At 48.0% G+C, this 18716-nt stretch carries 16 protein-coding genes; 8 read left to right on the top strand and 8 right to left on the bottom strand.

Annotation, left to right across the window (positions count from 1 at the left end):
* Positions 1-3: 3 nt before the first annotated feature.
* The 7 genes from FRZ59_RS14140 to FRZ59_RS14170 form a co-directional block, all read right to left on the bottom strand.
* Positions 4-1146: a glycosyltransferase gene (locus tag FRZ59_RS14140; RefSeq protein ID WP_207910239.1), complete on the bottom strand. Its 1143-nt coding sequence runs from the start codon at positions 1144-1146 to the stop codon at positions 4-6.
* Positions 1121-2464 (bottom strand): hypothetical protein, encoded by a 1344-nt coding sequence (locus FRZ59_RS14145; protein ID WP_132128475.1) that lies wholly within the window; start codon positions 2462-2464, stop codon positions 1121-1123. The genes FRZ59_RS14140 and FRZ59_RS14145 overlap by 26 nt, the downstream gene beginning before the upstream one ends.
* On the bottom strand, positions 2409-3209 hold the full coding sequence (locus FRZ59_RS14150; protein ID WP_158640640.1) for a CpsD/CapB family tyrosine-protein kinase: 801 nt from the start codon (positions 3207-3209) through the stop codon (positions 2409-2411). The genes FRZ59_RS14145 and FRZ59_RS14150 overlap by 56 nt, the downstream gene beginning before the upstream one ends.
* A complete protein-coding gene (locus tag FRZ59_RS14155) occupies positions 3200-4705 on the bottom strand; it encodes a GumC family protein (RefSeq protein ID WP_147698348.1) in 1506 nt (501 codons plus the stop codon). The genes FRZ59_RS14150 and FRZ59_RS14155 overlap by 10 nt, the downstream gene beginning before the upstream one ends.
* 2 nt (positions 4706-4707) lie before the next feature.
* Positions 4708-5487 (bottom strand): polysaccharide biosynthesis/export family protein, encoded by a 780-nt coding sequence (locus FRZ59_RS14160; protein ID WP_132128477.1) that lies wholly within the window; start codon positions 5485-5487, stop codon positions 4708-4710.
* On the bottom strand, positions 5484-10373 hold the full coding sequence (locus tag FRZ59_RS14165) for an Ig-like domain-containing protein (protein ID WP_158640641.1): 4890 nt from the start codon (positions 10371-10373) through the stop codon (positions 5484-5486). Before FRZ59_RS14165 ends, FRZ59_RS14160 begins: the two co-directional genes overlap by 4 nt.
* A 115-nt stretch (positions 10374-10488) precedes the next feature.
* Complete coding sequence (locus tag FRZ59_RS14170) at positions 10489-11232, bottom strand: LamG domain-containing protein (protein ID WP_132128479.1); 744 nt, start codon at positions 11230-11232, stop codon at positions 10489-10491.
* A gap of 396 nt (positions 11233-11628) precedes the next feature.
* Between FRZ59_RS14170 and FRZ59_RS14175 the strand changes: the two genes are divergently transcribed.
* The 3 genes from FRZ59_RS14175 to FRZ59_RS14185 are packed head-to-tail and all read left to right on the top strand — an operon-like array spanning position 11629 to position 13192.
* Positions 11629-12144 carry a UpxY family transcription antiterminator gene (locus FRZ59_RS14175; RefSeq protein ID WP_132128480.1) on the top strand — a complete coding sequence of 172 codons (516 nt, stop codon included), beginning with the start codon at positions 11629-11631 and terminating at the stop codon, positions 12142-12144.
* A 22-nt stretch (positions 12145-12166) separates the two neighbouring features.
* Complete coding sequence (locus FRZ59_RS14180; RefSeq protein WP_132128481.1) at positions 12167-12532, top strand: helix-turn-helix domain-containing protein; 366 nt, start codon at positions 12167-12169, stop codon at positions 12530-12532.
* Positions 12533-12580: 48 nt separating this feature from the next.
* On the top strand, positions 12581-13192 hold the full coding sequence (locus FRZ59_RS14185) for a DinB family protein (RefSeq protein ID WP_132128482.1): 612 nt from the start codon (positions 12581-12583) through the stop codon (positions 13190-13192).
* Between the two features lie 51 nt (positions 13193-13243).
* Here the strand turns inward: FRZ59_RS14185 and FRZ59_RS14190 are convergent, their stop codons facing one another.
* Complete coding sequence (locus FRZ59_RS14190; protein ID WP_132128483.1) at positions 13244-13816, bottom strand: helix-turn-helix domain-containing protein; 573 nt, start codon at positions 13814-13816, stop codon at positions 13244-13246.
* A gap of 115 nt (positions 13817-13931) precedes the next feature.
* On the opposite strand from FRZ59_RS14190, the gene FRZ59_RS14195 reads away from it, so the two are divergent.
* The 5 genes from FRZ59_RS14195 (at position 13932) to FRZ59_RS14215 (ending at position 18714) form a co-directional block, all read left to right on the top strand.
* Positions 13932-14900 carry a formylglycine-generating enzyme family protein gene (locus FRZ59_RS14195; RefSeq protein WP_225975072.1) on the top strand — a complete coding sequence of 323 codons (969 nt, stop codon included), beginning with the start codon at positions 13932-13934 and terminating at the stop codon, positions 14898-14900.
* Positions 14901-14918: 18 nt separating this feature from the next.
* A complete protein-coding gene (locus FRZ59_RS14200) occupies positions 14919-16259 on the top strand; it encodes a Gfo/Idh/MocA family protein (protein WP_192901578.1) in 1341 nt (446 codons plus the stop codon).
* A 13-nt stretch (positions 16260-16272) separates the two neighbouring features.
* Positions 16273-17064 (top strand): NIPSNAP family protein, encoded by a 792-nt coding sequence (locus FRZ59_RS14205; protein WP_132128484.1) that lies wholly within the window; start codon positions 16273-16275, stop codon positions 17062-17064.
* A gap of 86 nt (positions 17065-17150) precedes the next feature.
* Positions 17151-17930 (top strand): MlaE family ABC transporter permease, encoded by a 780-nt coding sequence (locus FRZ59_RS14210; protein WP_132128485.1) that lies wholly within the window; start codon positions 17151-17153, stop codon positions 17928-17930.
* Between the two features lie 10 nt (positions 17931-17940).
* Entirely contained in the window at positions 17941-18714 is a 774-nt protein-coding gene (locus FRZ59_RS14215) for an ABC transporter ATP-binding protein (RefSeq protein WP_132128486.1), read from the top strand.
* Positions 18715-18716 lie beyond the last annotated feature (2 nt).

Below are 18716 nucleotides of genomic sequence, written 5' to 3' on the forward strand. Positions count from 1 at the left end.
TTGTTAAACGTATTGTACTTTGTCTGCCACTTCCAGGTTGTACTTTTCAAGAACAAACTTCCGGATCCTGTCAACAAAGTTCTTTTCGTCAAAGGATTCCGCGTGGGCGCGGATAAAAGCAGGAGTAAATGTTAATTCCTCGAAAACTTCCATGGCACTCTTTAAAGCCTCGACGGTTTGTTCAGGAAAAAAGACAGCTGTCGCCTTTGAGGCATCGCCTGCGGCAGGTATCATGGTATCCATCACTCCGCCTTTTCCGTATGCTATTACGGGACGGCCTGCTGCATTCGCTTCAAGAGGGGTTATCCCATAGTCTTCCAGTTGAGGAAATATTAGTGCCTTACAACCGGCAAACACTTCAGCGAGCTGCCTGGACGACAAACCACTCAGAAAACGAATGTTACTGCCGGCTATTTTCTTCAGCTGTTTTTCCATGGTCCCCTTTCCAACGATGACCAGTTCCTTATCCGGCATTTCATTAAATGCTTCTATGACAAGGTCAACTTTCTTATACGGCTCAAACCTGGAGACTACCAGGTAATAGTTTCCCGGCTTATCGGTTACGTGGAAATTCCGGCATTTAACCGGTGGATTGATCACGAAAATATCATTAGAGGGTTTGTAAGCTTCTTTTATCCTCGGCACAACTACTTGCGCATTGGTAAGAAACCATTTTGTTTTGGAAGCCGCACGCATATCAATTTCCCGCAGAATGCCTGTTACCAGCTGGTACAACGTTCTTTTTATAAAGTTCGATCCAATCATTTTTTCATAGGAATCCGGACTCCATGCAAGGCGGAAAGGGGTATGACAGTACGTGATAATCAGCGTTCCGGGGTCTGTTTTTATATACTTGGCGCAATGAGTCGTAGATTGAAGTACCACATCATATCCTTTTAAATGTAATTGTTTCATCGCCAGTACTCCAAAAGGAAAAAAAAATCTTTTCACCTTATCTTCGTCCTTCAGGTACCGTCCAAACCAACTGGTTTTAATGTTACAGGAAGAAAATTCCGGGTAGGTTGCCCGGGCGTTGTAACTAAGAGTATAAATCGGAGCATCAGGAAAAGCAGCATGGAAAGCCAGAGCTACTTGTTCGGCGCCTCCTCTTCTTACAATATCATCGTGGACAAGCGCTATTTTCATTGAATGTATTATTTACAGAGAGGGTGTAGGATTCTTTTACTGTTTCCAGGACATATCCTATACTTAAATAGATCCAGAGAGAAGGGTAGGCAAACTCAGGCACGGTCCCCATCATGATCATGTATACCGCTACTAATCCCGACCAATAACAAATACGTAAATCCCCGGGTATGATATAACGTTTGAAATTTTTAAAGACGAACCAGGTAAAGATCAAAAATCCGATAAGTCCTGTATTCAGGAATAATGTTGAGAAGAAGTCAGTTGACCGGATGTACCCGAATCCGATTCCAAAAAGCTGATGGAAATAATCCAGGGTGGCCCAATAGGAAATATGGGTCTGAAAATGATTTCCCCTGTCACGGGACGAGATTGCATCTTCGCTAAACTTATCAGCAAATACAAAATCATAAATACCTTTGAACAGGCTGCTGAACGGCTCCAGCTGCAGGGCAACTCCGATGGCTACCATGGCAAAGCCCGCTGCAATGATGATCTTGTATTGACGTTTATACAAAAACCAGAATGTCAGGAAAGCAAAAATGGTAAAATAGGAAGTCGTCGAGAATGTCAGCAGCAAACATAGCAATAACAACCAGATATCAAACCGGCGCTTCAGGGCGACCGCTAAGATCCAATACGGCATTACGGTGAATGTGAACATAGATGGCTCACCCGTATAGCCCTTCAGCCGCAGTAAAGTAATTCCGCCCAGGTTCACCGTTTGGAAAAGAGAAGCAGACCGCTCATTGTGCCCCAGGGTTCTGTTCGACATAAAATCACCGTTATGCCCGGTAAACATATAATAAACAAATTCATACAGAGCGTAGAAACATAAAAGACGCAAGCCCCAATATGCGTACTCCAGTGTGGTCTGATCAGCAAAATATTTAACCAGGATATAAATAAGGAAGCCTACTATCAGGTAAAGCGTTTGTGTAATATGGGACAACCGGTAAAACGTATCGAGGTAATCTGCCCGGTTGATCAGTACGAGGTCCTCAGAAAGTTTCAGGCCGGAAACAAGGTTTGCCAACTGTGAACAAAAGCTCAGCGCAAGTATAATAGCGAAGAAAGCAAACAGCTCCTTTAAAATTAAGAACTTTACGTCTCCGAGCGGCAGAATGAGAATTATGCCGAAAAGAATGCTGCTTAGTACCGTAGCTATGGTAGTTCCCTGTATTGACGGAATTAACAGGAAAGACGTTAAAGGGAAAAACAGCATGATGATGTTCAGAAACTTCGGGACGAAGGGATACTCTCTACACATAGCTATTTCCATATCCGATGTATCCTGCCCGGGCGAGGTTAATGTCATTCACCACCAGGTAAAGATTACGGATTTTTGTCTTCCTTTTCAGTTCGTTCACGATCTCAATCTGCGATTTGTTCGTGTAGTTATGCCTTGCCACGTACATGGTGATGTCCGCAAACTTTTCAATGATCAGCGCGTCGGAAACAAGGCCAACTGGCGGACTGTCAATAATAACATAGTCGAAACGGCTGCGGAGGTAAGCGATCAGTTTGCCAAGTTTTTCACTCAGCAATAATTCCGAAGGATTCAAAGGCACCGGGCCTGAACTGACGATGAAACAGTTTTCGTTGAACAGGCTGGGTTTAATAATGCTTTGTACGTCGAGATCTTCATTAATATAATCAGTATAACCATGGTGATCATATTCAATCCCCATCATTCCGGACAATTTGGGTTTCCTCAGATCAAGTTCTATGAAGACTACTTTTTTTCCGGCCAGCGCCAGCGAACTTCCAAGATTCCAGGTAAGGAACGTCTTCCCTTCTCCATGCGTACTGGAGGTAACCATAATTACATTGGAAGCGTTAAAATTAAGCACGAACTGCAAGTTGGTCCGGAGGCTGCGGAAGCTTTCGGCGATAAGCGAATTGGATGCTTCGTGGATCACCAGGTTTGAAGAACCTGTATTACGCCCAATCTTGCCAATGATGGAAATATCGGTATACTTTTCTATGTCGAACTCGGATTTTATCCTGGAATGCAGGAAATCTTTGGAATTGACATAGGTAAGCGGAACAATCAGGCCCATGACAAATGCCATGAAATAAATGATCCGCTTGGGGGCTTTACCGGCCAGCTGGTACTTTTCGCATTATCGATGATTCTTGACCCCGGCATATTTGAATTTTTTGCAATAGCCGCCTCTTCCCACCGCTGTAGCAGGTACATGTACAACTGCTGCTTGAGGTTCTGCTGACGGGCATAGTCAAGAAAAACACGTTCTTTACCCGGCACTTGCTGTATCTTGCTGTTAAATGCTGCATTCTCGCTGCCAAGTTCCCGGGTACTGAGCTGCAGTTCCTTTTTATAAGAAGTTATATTCTGAAGCAAGTTCGAACGAACTCCCTGGATCTGCTGATCCAGGTTCCTGATCACGGGATTTGCGTCGGTATAGGAAAGGCTTTTCTTTTCCCGTTCGAGCAGTAGCGAATTGTACTGAGCAAGAGAAGCCGCAAAGGAAGCATTCTGAATGCTAAGAGAACTGGGGATCACGCTCTTGTTATCCGGCTCGCCGAGATAACCTTCCAGCTGATTAATAATAGACAGCTGCGTCTGCGCCTCCTGGAGCTTGTTGTAGTAGTTGCTCGCGTTATCTATCAGCACCCTTGATTGTTCACTGATATCGGTAATTCGATTGCTGCTCCTGTAGTCTTCCAACTTTTCTTCCACTTCGCTCAGCTCGCCCGCCACGACATTCAGCCGGTTATTAATAAAAACCAGCATACTGTCGGCCATTCGCACCTTTTCCTTTATATTATTTTCCAGGTACTTATCCATGATATGCTGAAGGATCACTTCGCCCTTTTCCGGATGGGGGTATATCAGCGACATATCGACGGTTGTTACAGACTTGTCAGAAAACTGCACGTTATAACTACTGGCAAGACGGCCTACTGCATCCTCATCGGAAATTATTTCCAGGCTGTAAACTGTCCCCGGCACGAGCGGAACATCCTTCTTTCTTTCCAGCAGCAGCTCATACTGAGGAAGTTTTACGGCACTTCCAAAACGAACGTCCTTTGTCAGTTCTTCCTCTTCGCTGCTTAACCGCCAGGTATTATTGCCGGTGATCTCGACGCGGTATGTTCTTTGATACAGGGAATCGACTGCAATATTCCGTATACCAGCCTGAAAAGGCGCTTCCCGGAAGATCTCATGCGAACCAAACCCATACCCGGAAAACACGATTACGTTCAAATCCAGGTCTTGTACGACTTGCTTCATCAGGAACCTGGATTTTAAGATGACCTCCTCGTTTTTAATATTGCTTTTGCCGTCGGTAAGGGAGAACATCCCGATCTCAGAAGCAAAATTATTCATCGCCGACGTTCCCACGGGCGGCTGCTGGTCTTGCAGCAGCATAGTGCTTTCTATCATGTATTCTTTTGTGGCAAAAGAGGTATACGCGTATGCCAGCGAAAGAAATACAACCAGGCCGAGTATAAACAGGTACCAATGGGATTTAATGTTTCGAAGCAGGCCTGCTATCCCCGAATTTCTGTCCGATCTTGTTACTGCGTTCATTTTTAATTCCCCCCTAAAGAAGTATATCGTATTAAGAGTACGTATGCCGATACCAGTGTTGCAGCAAGCGTCAGGTATCGTGGAACAGTATTGTCTGAATTCAGCAGCCGTGTCCTGGACGGCTCCACATAGACAATATCATTCTGCTTGAGGTAGAAATAGGGGGAATTAAGGATCCGCTTGTCGGTGATATCCATTCTTACAGCTACGTTTTCCCCTTCCGGATTCTTTCTGATCAGCAGAATGTTATTTCTTTTTCCGTAAACTGTCAGGTCTCCTGCGTACCCTAAGGCATCGATGATGGATACCCGTTCGTTCGGCATAACATAGGATGCGGGATTTTCCACCTCGCCCAGCACAGTCACGCGAAAATTGGTATAACGCACCTCAACTACCGGCGACCGGTAAAATTCTGAAGCCAGCTGCTGCAAGTATTCTTTCGCCTCGAAGGTGGACATGCCCGCCAGTTTCACCCTTCCCAGAACCGGAATTTCCACAAATCCCTCCTTATCCACGAGGTAACCTGAAGCAGGGGAAGGAGTCCGCGCATCGCCGTTCCGGCTATTGATCATAACGGCAGCCTGTGGATCTATCGTGTTGATATTGATCTCCAGGACGTCGTCAGGATGGATCACCGGCTCAATATAGTCGGCAATATCTACCGGTACCGGCTTGCTATTTTCGGGAATGTTTTGAAAATAGGAAAGCTTTTTCGAAGATGCGCAGGAACTTAGCGCACTTACTGCCAGCACGGTATAAAAATAAAGGCGTATCTTTTTCATAAAACTATCAATATTGAATCATCATTTCCAGAGCGGCTCCCTGCCCGGATGATATAAATTCCGGTATTCAGAGCCACACCCGGTTGAAGGGTTGTCTCGACCGCGCCGTCCGCGCCGGAAGTTACTGACTGCGAGTATACTTCCCTGCCAAGAACGTCCCTGATCTCAATCGTTACTTCTTCGGACGGGCCAAAATGTTCCGCGCGGACACGAACCTCAGAACCGCTGTTCGGATTTGGATAAGCAGTTATTGTCGCCTGCTGGTTATCCTGACCTGGTTCCTCTACCTGAGGTTCTTCCGGTTCGGGTTCCGGGATGCCAGGAGGCAGTTCAGGCGCTTCACCTTCCGGCCGTACGTTTTCGATATAATAGATGTTATCCTGGTAGTCATAATTGGTAAAATCGGTACCCAGGTAATCGCCGCCCATGATGTAAGCATTTGGGATAGGATTCCCTTCGCTATCTATTGCTTTCCAGATACGGATCCCGATCTTGTCACCGGCATTCCGCTCCCTGTCCGTATAGGAGGTCCCGACCCTGATCCCAAAGGCTGAAGCAGGATTAAATGTACCCCTGGCAAGTACGGTGGACGAACCGGACAGTCTTGGTAATACGGATTGTCCGTCAAGGGGATTATGCGTAAACAGCGTCTGGAAGGAAGCGCTGCCCTTGGCATACCACCTGAATGACTCAACGGAAGCACAGCATCCGTGGTAAGCGGCTAACTGGATTACCGAGACCGGCTTGGTTGCGTCGGCTCGCTCAAAAAATGGCGAAACAATCTCATCTGAGTTTGGCACAATCGTTTCCCCGTCGATGCTTCCGTCATGGGAATTGTAACCTGTCCTGGTTTTAAAATTAAAAGCATTGATCACTTGCTGTGCATAGGGTTCCCGGATGCCTTCGCCAGCGCGCTGCCAGAGACCGTGCAGCATGACTGTCTTCAGCGGCATCGTCGCATCATTGGAGGAGATCTGCAGGACGTCATGGACGACACTGACCCGGCTGCTTACGTCCTCAGCTATGAATTCTATTGTTATCTCCGTAAAGGCTCCCGGCGCTAATGACACCGGGACCGTATTGGGCATAATTCTCCATCGGGCAGGCTGCGATAAGGAGAACTCACTTATGATAAGGGGCTCAGTGCCTTCGTTTGCGATCCTTAGTTTTACCTTGTCGTGATTGGCATTGTAAGGCGTAAACGTACCGTTATCGTTCGTGCGCCGCCATGGGACCTGAATACGTGAAAAGACCAGGTGGTCCGCCGCCGGAAACAGATCCATGTTCTGAACGGTTATCCGGGCATCTGAAAGCACCGGCGCTTCCGTCGGACTGATTAATACGTAGTTGATCTTTGTGTTGTCGCCGCCCGAAGCATCCAGGGTAAGACGGCCGTCTTCCACCCGGACTATCACCGTTGCACGCCGGTATTTATCGCCGGAGTTCGGAACAAAGCCCGTAACAGCCGGAACACCTTCCACGTTTATTTGGTGAGTACTGTTAAAATAATCGGGATCCCCGGCGCTGATAGTAACACTGTACCAGCCAGAATCCATGGCAAATTCCCAGCTGCCGGGACTTTGCCCGCCAGTCGTCGCTTGCATATGAGCCAAGCTACGGAGCTGAAGAGAATCGGTTCCCGCACGGGTTCTCATGCTTGCGGTATGATCCTTTGGCTGCCCGGTTTGCGGATCTATCCAGCCAAAGCCCCTGCTTTCATTAAAGGGCAATCCCGAATCCGCCGTGTAGCCGGAAGGTATAGCTGATCCTGCTTCCTGAAAATTGATCCTGGCTTGCTGTTCTGTCTCCGGTACATCCCCGGCCTTCAGCAAGGTAATACCGGCAGTTAAACCAGGAGTATTATTCCAGTTGAACTCGATGACGTATAAGTTTCCGTTCACTGTATCTTCTACGATATCCAGGGGATTGGCAAAACCGGACATTCCTACTAAGCCGTGATCACCGGACCCGGCGGTCGCCCTGATAATATCGAAAACGATGTCATTACCCTGTGCAGCGGAAGGATCGGGCACCATTGATCCTGGTTCCAGTACCATAATATCGCCGCCCCCACTGAACCTGCATACCAGGAGTTTTCCCTTTAGTGCGCCGTTGAACGTTTCACTTTTATACTCGATAACGCCGTTCGGCGATTTATTTGTTTCGAAATTAAAAGCAGGGCTTCGGTAATTGATATCCGGAACGACGCTCGCGGGGTAAAGCGGATTATCGACGTAGCCCCTGTTCGCTACGTATTCCCCTCTAAGTGGATTAGGATGGCCAAAATAACCAACTTCTTTTTCAGGATTTATCCGCAGCAGCCAGTCATTTTGCACCCTCACATCGGCCGTTCCGGGAATCGCCGGTCCGCTGTAAAAACTACCGTCGGGCCGGCGGGTACCAGGTACCGAAGCAGGCGTGTTGCCGCCGCCTCCCGATCCGTTTACCGGAACATAGAGTTGTCCGTTCGTATGCCATAAAAGGTCGTACGCATTCCTCACTCCTGAAGCGTAGATTGTCAGCGGAGAAGCCGTACCGTAAGGATTATACGTACCGTCTGACATCGTCATCGAGCCAGCCGGGGCGCCATTTATCACAGCCTGGTTGGCTGTCGTCTGGACATCAAGAGGCAAGGTAGCAGATGCCAGCTTTTGAAGGTCAAGCCGTAGCACCGCCGCCGCCAGCAGGCTTTCATTCCGCTGCCAGGAGGGATCATAGGCCCCCATCGAGCTATTCCCGCCCTGGGATATATACAATGCTCCGTCAGGACCGAAGGCAAGGCTGTTGGTCATATGGTCTTTTTTCGAACGGGGAAGATGAGTTACCATCAATTGTTCGTTCTGCAGATTGCTGCCGCTTAGCCGCGAAATATTCCCGCTGAAATCCGGGGCAAGATCAAGCCCTGCGTAAGAATGGGATATCCAAACCACCGGGTTCGCCGCCGTTGCCTGCGGGTCAAAAGCCAATCCGACAGCGGAGCGCACCCCATATTCATTAACCAGTGTGTTTATCACTTGCTGACCTGAAAGGGAGCCATCGGCATGGTTTACGGTATACCTTTCAATAACGCCGTCAAGGCGTAAAGCATATAGTTTTCCATCGGGGCCAAAGGCCAGGGAGGAATATTTTTTATTTTGCGTTTGTTGCAGGGAAATCTGCGTAAAGACCGCGTCCAGGTTATTGCCGGTATCAGGGGGCGTTCCCTCCGTAGCAAAGGTTGCCTCAAAGGGAATAAACGATGCTCCACTGTAAGATTTTACTTCATCTGTTATCGTAAAGGTATAAACCGTATTGGGTTCGAGGCCATCAGCCGGTGTAAAACTTATTGCATCTCCCCCACCGGTACCTTGCGGCACCCCTGTTACCGGAACTTCTCCGGAAGCAGTAGATTTGGTCAGGAAGACGCTTGTACTGGTGATGGTAGAATTGTCCACCCCTCCCGGATATCCCGGAACCACCGGCACATGCAAGTGATTGGCGGCGATACTTACGGTGTTCAGGCTGACATCCGTAGCGCCGTCAGAAGGTGTGGAAGAGATCACGTAGGGCCTTTCCTCTTCCGGCGGCACGGACACCCGCATAATGCGCGCCGAATTGATCTTGGTATTGGTTCCGCCGTCGGCGGTAATCGTCAGGAATCCATCATTGACGTTAACTCTTACGGTGGCCGACTTAAAACGGGTGATACTCCCCTCGGCGCCCGCCGGTGTAAATGCAGGAATGGCATTTACGCCTTCTACGTTCAGTGAATGGACTTCAGGACTGCTTCCCACATCGGCGTCACCCGCGGAAAGAGTTACATCATAAACGCCGTTCAACACCTGTATTTCCCAATATCCTTCCACCGGGGTGCCGTTGAAATTACCTTGCACGTCATCTCCCTGCATATGCATCAGCGTGGCAAGGAGTACGTCCTGCGGTATGCCCCGGTTCCGGCCATTCCCGGCCGTACCACCGGTGGAAAGATCCAGCGGGCTCGCGTCAGAGCGCCTTTTCCAGCCAAAGGAAAGGCTGTCGCCCTGGTAAGCCCCCATACGGGGGCCGAATGGCTGTCCGTAATCACGTAGCCATCCGGCAGGAGGAATCGTTTGCGGATCCTGGAAGTTAACCTTCACATCCCAAACCGGAAGCTGGGTGGCAAGCTGCCGGATCTCAAAATCATCAAAACGGAAAGTGACGGGTGTAGTCCCGCTGCGATGGGTCGCATAAATGCCGGCAAACGCGGTACTAGCATGTAAGCCCATACCTGCCGTACTCAACGCCGGCTGAGTGTAAACGGAACCAGCGTTGGTGTAATTGATCCCATCAATGGAGTAGAACCCTTCTGCAGTACTGGCCACCGGGTCAATCACCAGGCGCAGGCGAAGCAACTGATTTTGAAGGCCGTTGATAAACGGGGTAAGACGCTGGTCCGGATTCAGGGTACCAGCAATACCACTGGAAGCATCATTGATCTCCCTTCGCAGTTCTACCCGGTTTCCCCGGGCAACCAGTTTCAGGAAGGTCTTATCGTCCAGCCCGAACCAAATGCCTGCCTGTTGCGAAGCCGTCCCGTAAAAGGGGTTTACCAGGGTAACGTCAATTTGCAACTTCCTTTCGGAATCCACCTTGACGACCAGCACGTTCAACTGGTTATTATTTGTCAGGTAATCAATTCCCTTGTTTGTCAACAGGCTTAGACGGCCACTTCCAATCGTGAGCCTGGACGCTTCATACGCGGGCAAACTATTGTCAGAAGGGCTGCCATCTGCCGGCAGGCGTGTACCCGAATAAGGAATCACTCCCGTGAAGCCGGTACCCTGACCATTTGCATCCGTTAGCGTGCCGGCTACCGGACCTTCAAATGCCAGACTGAATGGCAATTCAACCGGTACGCTATCTTGCAACAAGGCTGAAGTTCCAGTCGTGCGCGCACTTCCGCTATAATGAAAGCAGGTACACGCTATCAAACAGAGTACAAATAGTTTCATAACCCCAGGAATTAATTATCTAGGTATTAAGTTATTCTGTATAAAGGGCTTCTATTTCTTCGTAAGGAAGCCAGATATTGTAAAGACGTACGTCATCCAGTTTACCTTTGTAATAAACGGTCTCAACGGCACCACCTTCTTCCGGTTTATGAAGGATTTTGCCCAGGTAAGCAGGGGTCGCATCATCCGGGAGTGCAGAAGCATCCACTGTATATTCCTTAGAGAGCTTTTTCTTACCATTAACGAAAATATCCACGATGCCGGAAGCATCGTCCCAGCGCAGCACCACATTATACCACTGGTTAGCCTGAATAACAATATCCGTTTCTACGTTCCATTTTCCATTGCACATTGCTTCAATCCTCCCCTCTTCGCTATATCCTACGTAGTACTTTCCAAAATAAGGATCGCTTTCTACGGACTTCTTTACGAAAAGCGGATTGTTCTCCTTACACAGGCAGGGGTAGATCCAGAAAGAGAGCGTACCTGCTTTTTCTTTGAGGCCAACGCTGATATCCATCCAGCCGCTGAACCCGTTAAAAAAGGCGGAAGAATTCTCTGTGCCTTTGCGGTCGGAAAGATAGGTGATCCCGTGCATGTCAAATTCCTGGCCCGATACGTCATCTACCCCGTTACCCGAGAACGGGAAATAGTGTATCAGGTTGCTACTGAAATCAGGTTTGTCATCTTCCAGCTTTTTGTCACATCCGGCAGCCAAAACCATTAATGCAGCAGCTGCAAGGGCTTTCATGGCCCGTTTTTTCAAAGAGATCATAATTAATAGATTTTATTATTTAACCATGGTATTTGACAGGCAAGCTCACAGCTTCGCCACTCCACTTACATCCCCTGTGTTCCCAGATAAATGTGTAGCCTCGTTCGCTGGTAAGAGCAGCAATATTACAACATAAACATAAAAAATTATTAATTTTTATAATTATGCGATATTTTATATATAATAATGAGAAATTCTGTGAAGGGTCGTGTATAGGTTCGTTTTCCTTGCTCACAAGCCCGCTGTTTTTCATATACCTCTTCTCAGATATTTACAATGAAATGCACATATGCCTGTGACCGTTAGCGGTTTATAGAAAATGTCTCTACCTTTCTATTGTTAAAAGATGCATTGATGCGCAATAATTACATATTTAAATAGGAGGTTACAAAACATATGACTGAATCAGTTACTAAAAGAAAATGGTATGTGGTCTACACCCGGTCCCGCTGGGAAAAAAAGGCCGATCAGCTTTTAAAAGAACAGGGCATCCGATCGTTCTGTCCCGTGGTTAAAACACAGCGGAAATGGGCAGACAGAAATAAAACTGTTGAGTTTCCCCTTTTCAGTTCTTATTTGTTCGTATATGCCGATTTGCGGGAGCAGGTTAATGTAAGGCAAACTGCAGGTATCGTAAATTTCGTTTACCACTGCGGCAAGCCGGCGGTGATCAGCGAAAACGAGATTGAACGGATCCATGATATCATCCAGTGTTATCCGGATGTCGAAACAATGAGTTTGCCTGCTTTCCAGGTAGGTGACAAGGTTAAAATGAAGAATGGGGAATTGATGAACTGGAAAGGTGAAATTGTTGAAATTCACGGAAAATCCGTCGTCATGATCATTGAGCCACTGAACTGCGCGCTGGTGGCAAAAGTTAAAGTCCCCCGGGCGGCGCTTGCTATTCAATAACATTTCAATTTATCAGATTATCATGGATCTACATTATGGACAAATAGTTGAAAGGGTCATCAGGAGAAACGGTTACAGCATCAGCGAACTGTCGCGGTTAACCCATGTGAACAGAAGGTCGGTTTACAACTGGTTTAACCAGCAGCACCTGAAGCCGGAGATCATTTTCCGGATCGGCTGCGCATTGAAACACGACTTTTCCGTGGAATTTCCCCATCTTTTTTCCAAAGAAGACTTCAAATCAATTTATGATACAAGCGATGCGGAGAAAAGCCAGGAGGCGGCCGGTAACTCCGGCAATGACAGCTGGAAAGATAAGTACATTCATTTGCTGGAGCAGTACAACAACCTCCTGTTGAATCACCTGAAAAAGAACCGGGAATTATAACATTTACCGTATTGCTACGCTGGCAAAAAACGTTAAATTCGCAGGATTATGAAAAAGATCCCCCTTTTGCTGATTGCGCTTTTTATGTGTTCCTTTACAGTAAAGGAACCCGTTTCCGCTCCTCCCCGGGATAAGCAGGACTTACTTGATTATTTCCAGGAAACCGGTAACCATCTGTTGAAAAGCATTGATGGGTTAAATAACCAACAGATGCAGTTTAAACCTGCGGAAGACAAATGGTCCATCAACCAGTGCCTGGAGCATATCATCCTGACGGAGAAATTGCTCTTCGGTATGGCAAAGAAAGTCATAGAACAGCCTGCAAATCCGGAAAGAAAGAAGGAAATAAAAACCACCGATGAGGAGATCATTTCTATGATGACCGATCGTTCAAAGAAGGCCCAGGCGCCGGAAGCCGCTGTTCCGGGCGATACCTACGCCAGCACATCCGAGGCGGTGGCTGCTTTTAAAGAGCATAGGAAAGTGTTAACTGAATATATACGAAGCACACCGGAAAATCTGCGGGACCATGTGACCGACTCACCCATGGGTCCGGTAGACGCCTACCAGTTCCTGTTATTCACAGCCGCTCATTGTTCCAGGCACACCCTTCAGATTGAAGAAGTAAAAGTTCAGCCGGCATATCCCTCAAGCGATTAACGCTCCTCTCCCAAACAGGTACGGGTTATCCGGATCACGAAAAAAAAAGAATCAGGTCGTCAGCAGGCGGCCTTTTCTTTTTTCACCTATTTTCTTAAAATGGCTGGGGCTAAGCCCGGTTACCTTTTTGAATTGGGATGAAAGATGGGCGATGCTGCTGTAGTCCAGCTGGTAGGCTATTTCACTGAGGGAAAGTTCTCCGTACGCCAGCAATTCCTTTACCCGCTCAATTTTTTGAAGAATAATGTATCTTTCAATGGTAAGGTTTTCGGCGGTGGAAAACAAGCTGCTCAGGTAATTGTAATCATGGCCCAGCTTCCTGGCAAGGTAATCTGAATTATTTTCATGAGATTTCTTTTCCGGAATGCCGGTATTTACCATTTCTATAATGAGCGTTTTCAAGTGGGCCACCAGGCGCTGTTTGCTGTCTTCCAGCAGTTCAAACCCATTTTCTTCCAGGACGCCCCTGACGCGGCCCAGCTCTTCGTTGGTAAGCTCCCTGGTGAAACTGGTTTCACCAAGTTCCACTTCCTTCAGCGGCAACCCCAGCTTTTCCAACTCCTCCCTGACCACTTTTACACAGCGGGGACAGACCATGTTTTTAATGTATATTTTATCTGCCATAATTCCCTGCTATATTATTGAATTATTTCGTACATATACAAATTTTCATATCTTTAGCGACCATTTTGGAGCATTTCGTATGTATTTGAAAAAACAACTAATAACAAGAACAGTTTTGCCGGCACTTTTGATGGGCATCGGCAGTTTTTCATTGCGGGCTCAGGACCAGAAGCCCGAAGATTATGACCAGGAGATACCCGGAACGTCCCTTAATTTTAAGATGGTCGGTATTCCGGCAGGAGAATTTACTATGGGAAGCCCGGAAAATGAAAAAGGCCGGCAGGAAGATGAAGGACCACAGCATACCGTCAAAATTGATCCTTTCTGGATGGGCCGGTACGAGGTTACCTGGGATGTTTACGAGTTGTTCGTTTATAAAAATTTTGAAGCCCGGAAGAGCGAATCACCTATCAGCGCCGAAGCGGATGCGGTAACGCGTCCTACCAAACCCTACCTGGATATGACGTTCGGTATGGGAAAAGAGGGACACCCGGCAATTAGCATGACCCAATACAATGCGCTCCAATTCTGCAAATGGCTGTACGCCAAAACCGGTGTATTTTATCGTCTGCCAACCGAAGCCGAATGGGAATATGCCTGCCGCGCGGGCGCTGAAACCAGCTATTCTTTCGGAGACGATCCCGCACAACTGGGCGAATACGCCTGGTTCGCCGCTAACAGCGATAGCAAAACGCATCCGGTAGGTTCCAAAAAACCGAACGCCTGGGGGCTTTACGATATGCATGGCAATGTGATGGAATGGACAATGGATCAGTACCTGCCGGAGTTTTATGCGGAGTTTAAAAAGAACAAGGCGGCCGATAACCCATTAGCCGCCCCGACCCAGCTTTATCCACGTACAGTCCGGGGAGGATCTTTCACCGACGAAGCCGCCGAATTACGTTCAGCCAACCGGATCCCTTCCCAGGCCGCCTGGAAGCGTATTGACCCCCAGGTGCCGAAAAGCAACTGGTGGTTCCCGGAAGCGCCTTTCCTGGGACTGCGCCTGGTTCGTCCCGCCGTTACCCCTTCAAAGGAAGAAATTGAAGCTTATTATAATGTGGAACCTATTGCCGATCTTTAGAAATCTAAAACTTTATACATGGAAAAGAAAACAATAAAGCTGGAAACAGTAAATGACAGGAGGGCATTCCTGAAAACTTCGGCAATGCTTGCCGGAGGGACCGTTTTAAGCACCCTTCCTTTTGCCGGAGGCGCGTACGCCGGAGCGGTGAACGATGAAATAAAAATCGCCCTGATCGGCTGCGGAGGCCGTGGCACGGGCGCAGCGGCACAGGCGCTCAGCACCAAGCATAACCTGAAGCTGGTAGCAATGGCAGATGCTTTCAGTAACCGCCTGGAAGACTGCCATAAAGCACTCTCTCAAAAATTCGGCAAGAAAGTGGACGTACCCGAGGACCGGAAATTTGTAGGCTTTGACGGGTATAAGAAAGCCATTGCCGAAGCCGATGTGCTGCTGATCGCAACCCCGCCGGGTTTCCGTCCTATTCACTTTGAAGAAGCCATCAAGAATAATAAGCACGTATTTATGGAAAAGCCGGTCGCTACCGATTCGCCGGGTATCCGTAAAGTACTTGCCACCGCAGAGGAAGCCAAACGTAAAAAGCTGAACGTTGTGGTAGGCCTCCAGCGTCATTACCAGAACAGCTACCGGGAAACCATGAACCGGCTGCATGACGGCGCCATCGGCGATATCGTAGGCGGCCAGGTATTCTGGAACAGCGGCGGCGTATGGGTTCGCCCAAGGGAAGCCGGTCAAACCGAAATGGAATACCAGATGAGGAACTGGTATTATTTTAACTGGCTCTGCGGCGACCATATTACCGAGCAACACGTTCATAATATCGACATTGCCAACTGGGCGAAAAGAGGCTACCCGGTAAAAGCAGAAGGAACCGGTGGCCGGCTGGTACGTACCGGCAAGGAACATGGCGAGATATTTGATCACCACGTGGTATTGTTTACCTACGAAGACGGAAGCATTATTCACAGTGAATGCCGGCATTTTGAAGGCTGTCATAACAGGGTAGACGAGTCCTTTCAGGGAACCAAGGGCCGGGCATTTTTGTCTGATGGAGGCAATACCGGGAAACTCTGGGACCTGAAAGGCAACGCCGTTTTTGATTATAAGGATAATAACGATCCCAATCCGTATCAGCAGGAACATGACGAGCTTTTTGCGGCTATTTCAGCCGGTGAATTCAAATTTGCCGATGCGGAAAACGCTGCACGCAGCACGATGACCTCTCTCCTGGGACGTGCCGCCACGTATTCAGGCCAGGTGGTCAGCTGGGACGATGCGATCAACTCTGAGATCAGCTTATTGCCGGACGCTTTTACCTGGGATACCAAGCCGAAAGTACTGCCGAACGAAGACGGTTATTATCCCCATGCTATTCCGGGACAAACGCAAGTGATCTGACCCGCAGATATAGATGAAAAAAAGCAAATTTTCCCTGCTGCTGGCAGGCAGTCTTATTCTCCTGACCGTGACGGCTTTCCGGCTTTCGGCCGGTGAGCCGCCGCGGCAGGAATATTATGAGCTAAAGATCTATCATCTTGAAAACGCAGAACAGGAACAACGCATTGACCTGTTTCTGAAGGAAGCTTATATTCCGGCGCTTCACAGGGCGGGAATAGCGCATGTGGGTGTGTTTAAACCCATTGAAAACACCAAAGACAAAAAGGTGTACGTTTTTATTCCCTACCGCAGCCTGGAGCAGATGGAAAGCCTGGAGGAAAAACTCGGGAAAGACAAAACCTATAACGTGAAGGGGAAAGATTACCTGGAAACTGCCTATGATAATCCCGCTTATCAACGAATGGAAAAGATCCTGCTGAAAGCCTTCGTAAAAATGCCGGAGATGGCACTTCCGCAATTGGATGCCCCTAAAAGCGAGCGGGTGTATGAACTCCGCAGCTACGAAAGCCCTTCGGAAAACCTTTATAAAAACAAGGTGAAGATGTTTAATGACGGAGATGAAGTGGGCATTTTCAGCCGTCTGGGTTTCAACGCGGTATTTTATGCCGAAGTACTGGCCGGAAGCCATATGCCTAACCTGATGTACATGACTACTTTTTCGGACAAAGAATCCCGCGACAAGCATTGGAAAGCCTTTGGCAGCGACCCGGCATGGAAAAAGCTTTCTTCTATGGAAGAATACCAGGATAACGTGTCCCATTCAGATATCCTGTTCCTGAGACCAGCTGACTATTCGGACATTTAATATCGTAAAACTTATCGATTTTCCGATCTTCCTCCTATTTTTGCAGCTCAGAAACCGTGTGGTTCTGAAACTGGCTACGTGATTAAATGGCGAAGAATGTGACCACCAGGCGGCTGGACCGCTTATTCCTTGAATTATTCGGTATTTATGCCTTTACGCTGAAGTTTTTCAGGGAGGCCTTCCTTCCTCCCTATGAACTGAAAGAGCTGATAAAGCAATGCTATCAGGTGGGCTATAAGTCCCTGCCCCTTATCTCGATGACCGGCTTTATCACCGGTATCGTGTTTACTAACCAATCCAGGCCTTCTCTGGCGGATTTCGGGGCAACATCCTGGCTTCCGGCATTGATCTCCATTGCCATTATCAGGGCGCTGGCCCCGCTGGTCACCGCATTGATCGCCGCCGGAAAGGTTGGATCCAATATTGGCGCCGAACTGGGTTCTATGAAGGTATCCGAACAAATAGATGCCATGGAAGTATCAGGCACCAATCCTTTTAAATTCCTGGTAGTATCGCGGGTGCTTGCCACCACTTTCATGATACCGGTACTAACTATGTACACCGCTTTCGTGGCGCTAATGGGCGCCTACCTGAACGTTCATCAGAATGAACTCACCAGCTTTGCCACCTATTTTAATGATATATTTGAAGCTATTTCGTTCCTGGATATATTTTCAACACTTATAAAATCAATCGTATTCGGTTTTACCATTGGCATTACCTCCTGTTATACAGGTTATCATTCGTCCAAGGGAACCGAAGGAGTAGGAAAAGCAGCTAACTCCGCCGTGGTCGCATCCATGTTCCTGATCTTTATTGAGGAGATACTGGTGGTAACGATCGTCAATTACCTGCGCTTCTCGTGATATATAAAAAATGAAAAGAATCGCCTCTAAAATAGACCGGAACAAGGCCGTGATCTCCATCAGGGGGCTGGAAAAGTCTTTTGGGGACCTGGACGTACTCAAAAATATCAATATGGACCTTCACCAGGGCGAGAACCTGGTAGTACTCGGTCGCTCAGGTACCGGAAAATCAGTACTGATCAAAATCATCTCCGGTTTATTAAAACCCGACACTGGGCAGGTAACCGTATTAGGCCGGGAGGTTGACCGGCTTAGCACCGCGGAGCTGAGGGAACTGCGGCAGAAGATCGGTTTTTCCTTCCAGCACAGCGCACTTTATGACAGCATGACCGTGCGGGAAAACCTGGAGTTCCCCTTGGTAAGGAATATGCGCCACCTGAAGCGGAAACAAATCAAACAGGCCATAGAAGAAGTGCTGGAAGCAGTAGGATTGTCCCAGGCAATCAACCAGATGCCTTCCGAGCTTTCGGGCGGACAGAAAAAAAGGATTGGTATCGCGCGTACCCTGATCATGAAACCGGAAATCATGCTGTATGACGAGCCCACGGCGGGCCTTGATCCAATTACCTGCACGGCTATCAATGCCCTGATCAACGAAGTACAGAAACGGTACAATACCAGTTCCATCATTATTACGCATGACCTCACCTGCGCCAAGTCCACCGGCGACCGTATTGTTATGCTCCTGGACGGAAAATTCCAGCGTGAAGGAACATTTGAAGAAGTATTTGATACAACGGACGAAAGAGTAAAGCCCTTTTACGATTATAACTTTACAGAATAAAG

It is taken from the genome of Anseongella ginsenosidimutans, assembly GCF_008033235.1.
GTDB classification, from domain to species: Bacteria; Bacteroidota; Bacteroidia; order Sphingobacteriales; family Sphingobacteriaceae; genus Anseongella; species Anseongella ginsenosidimutans.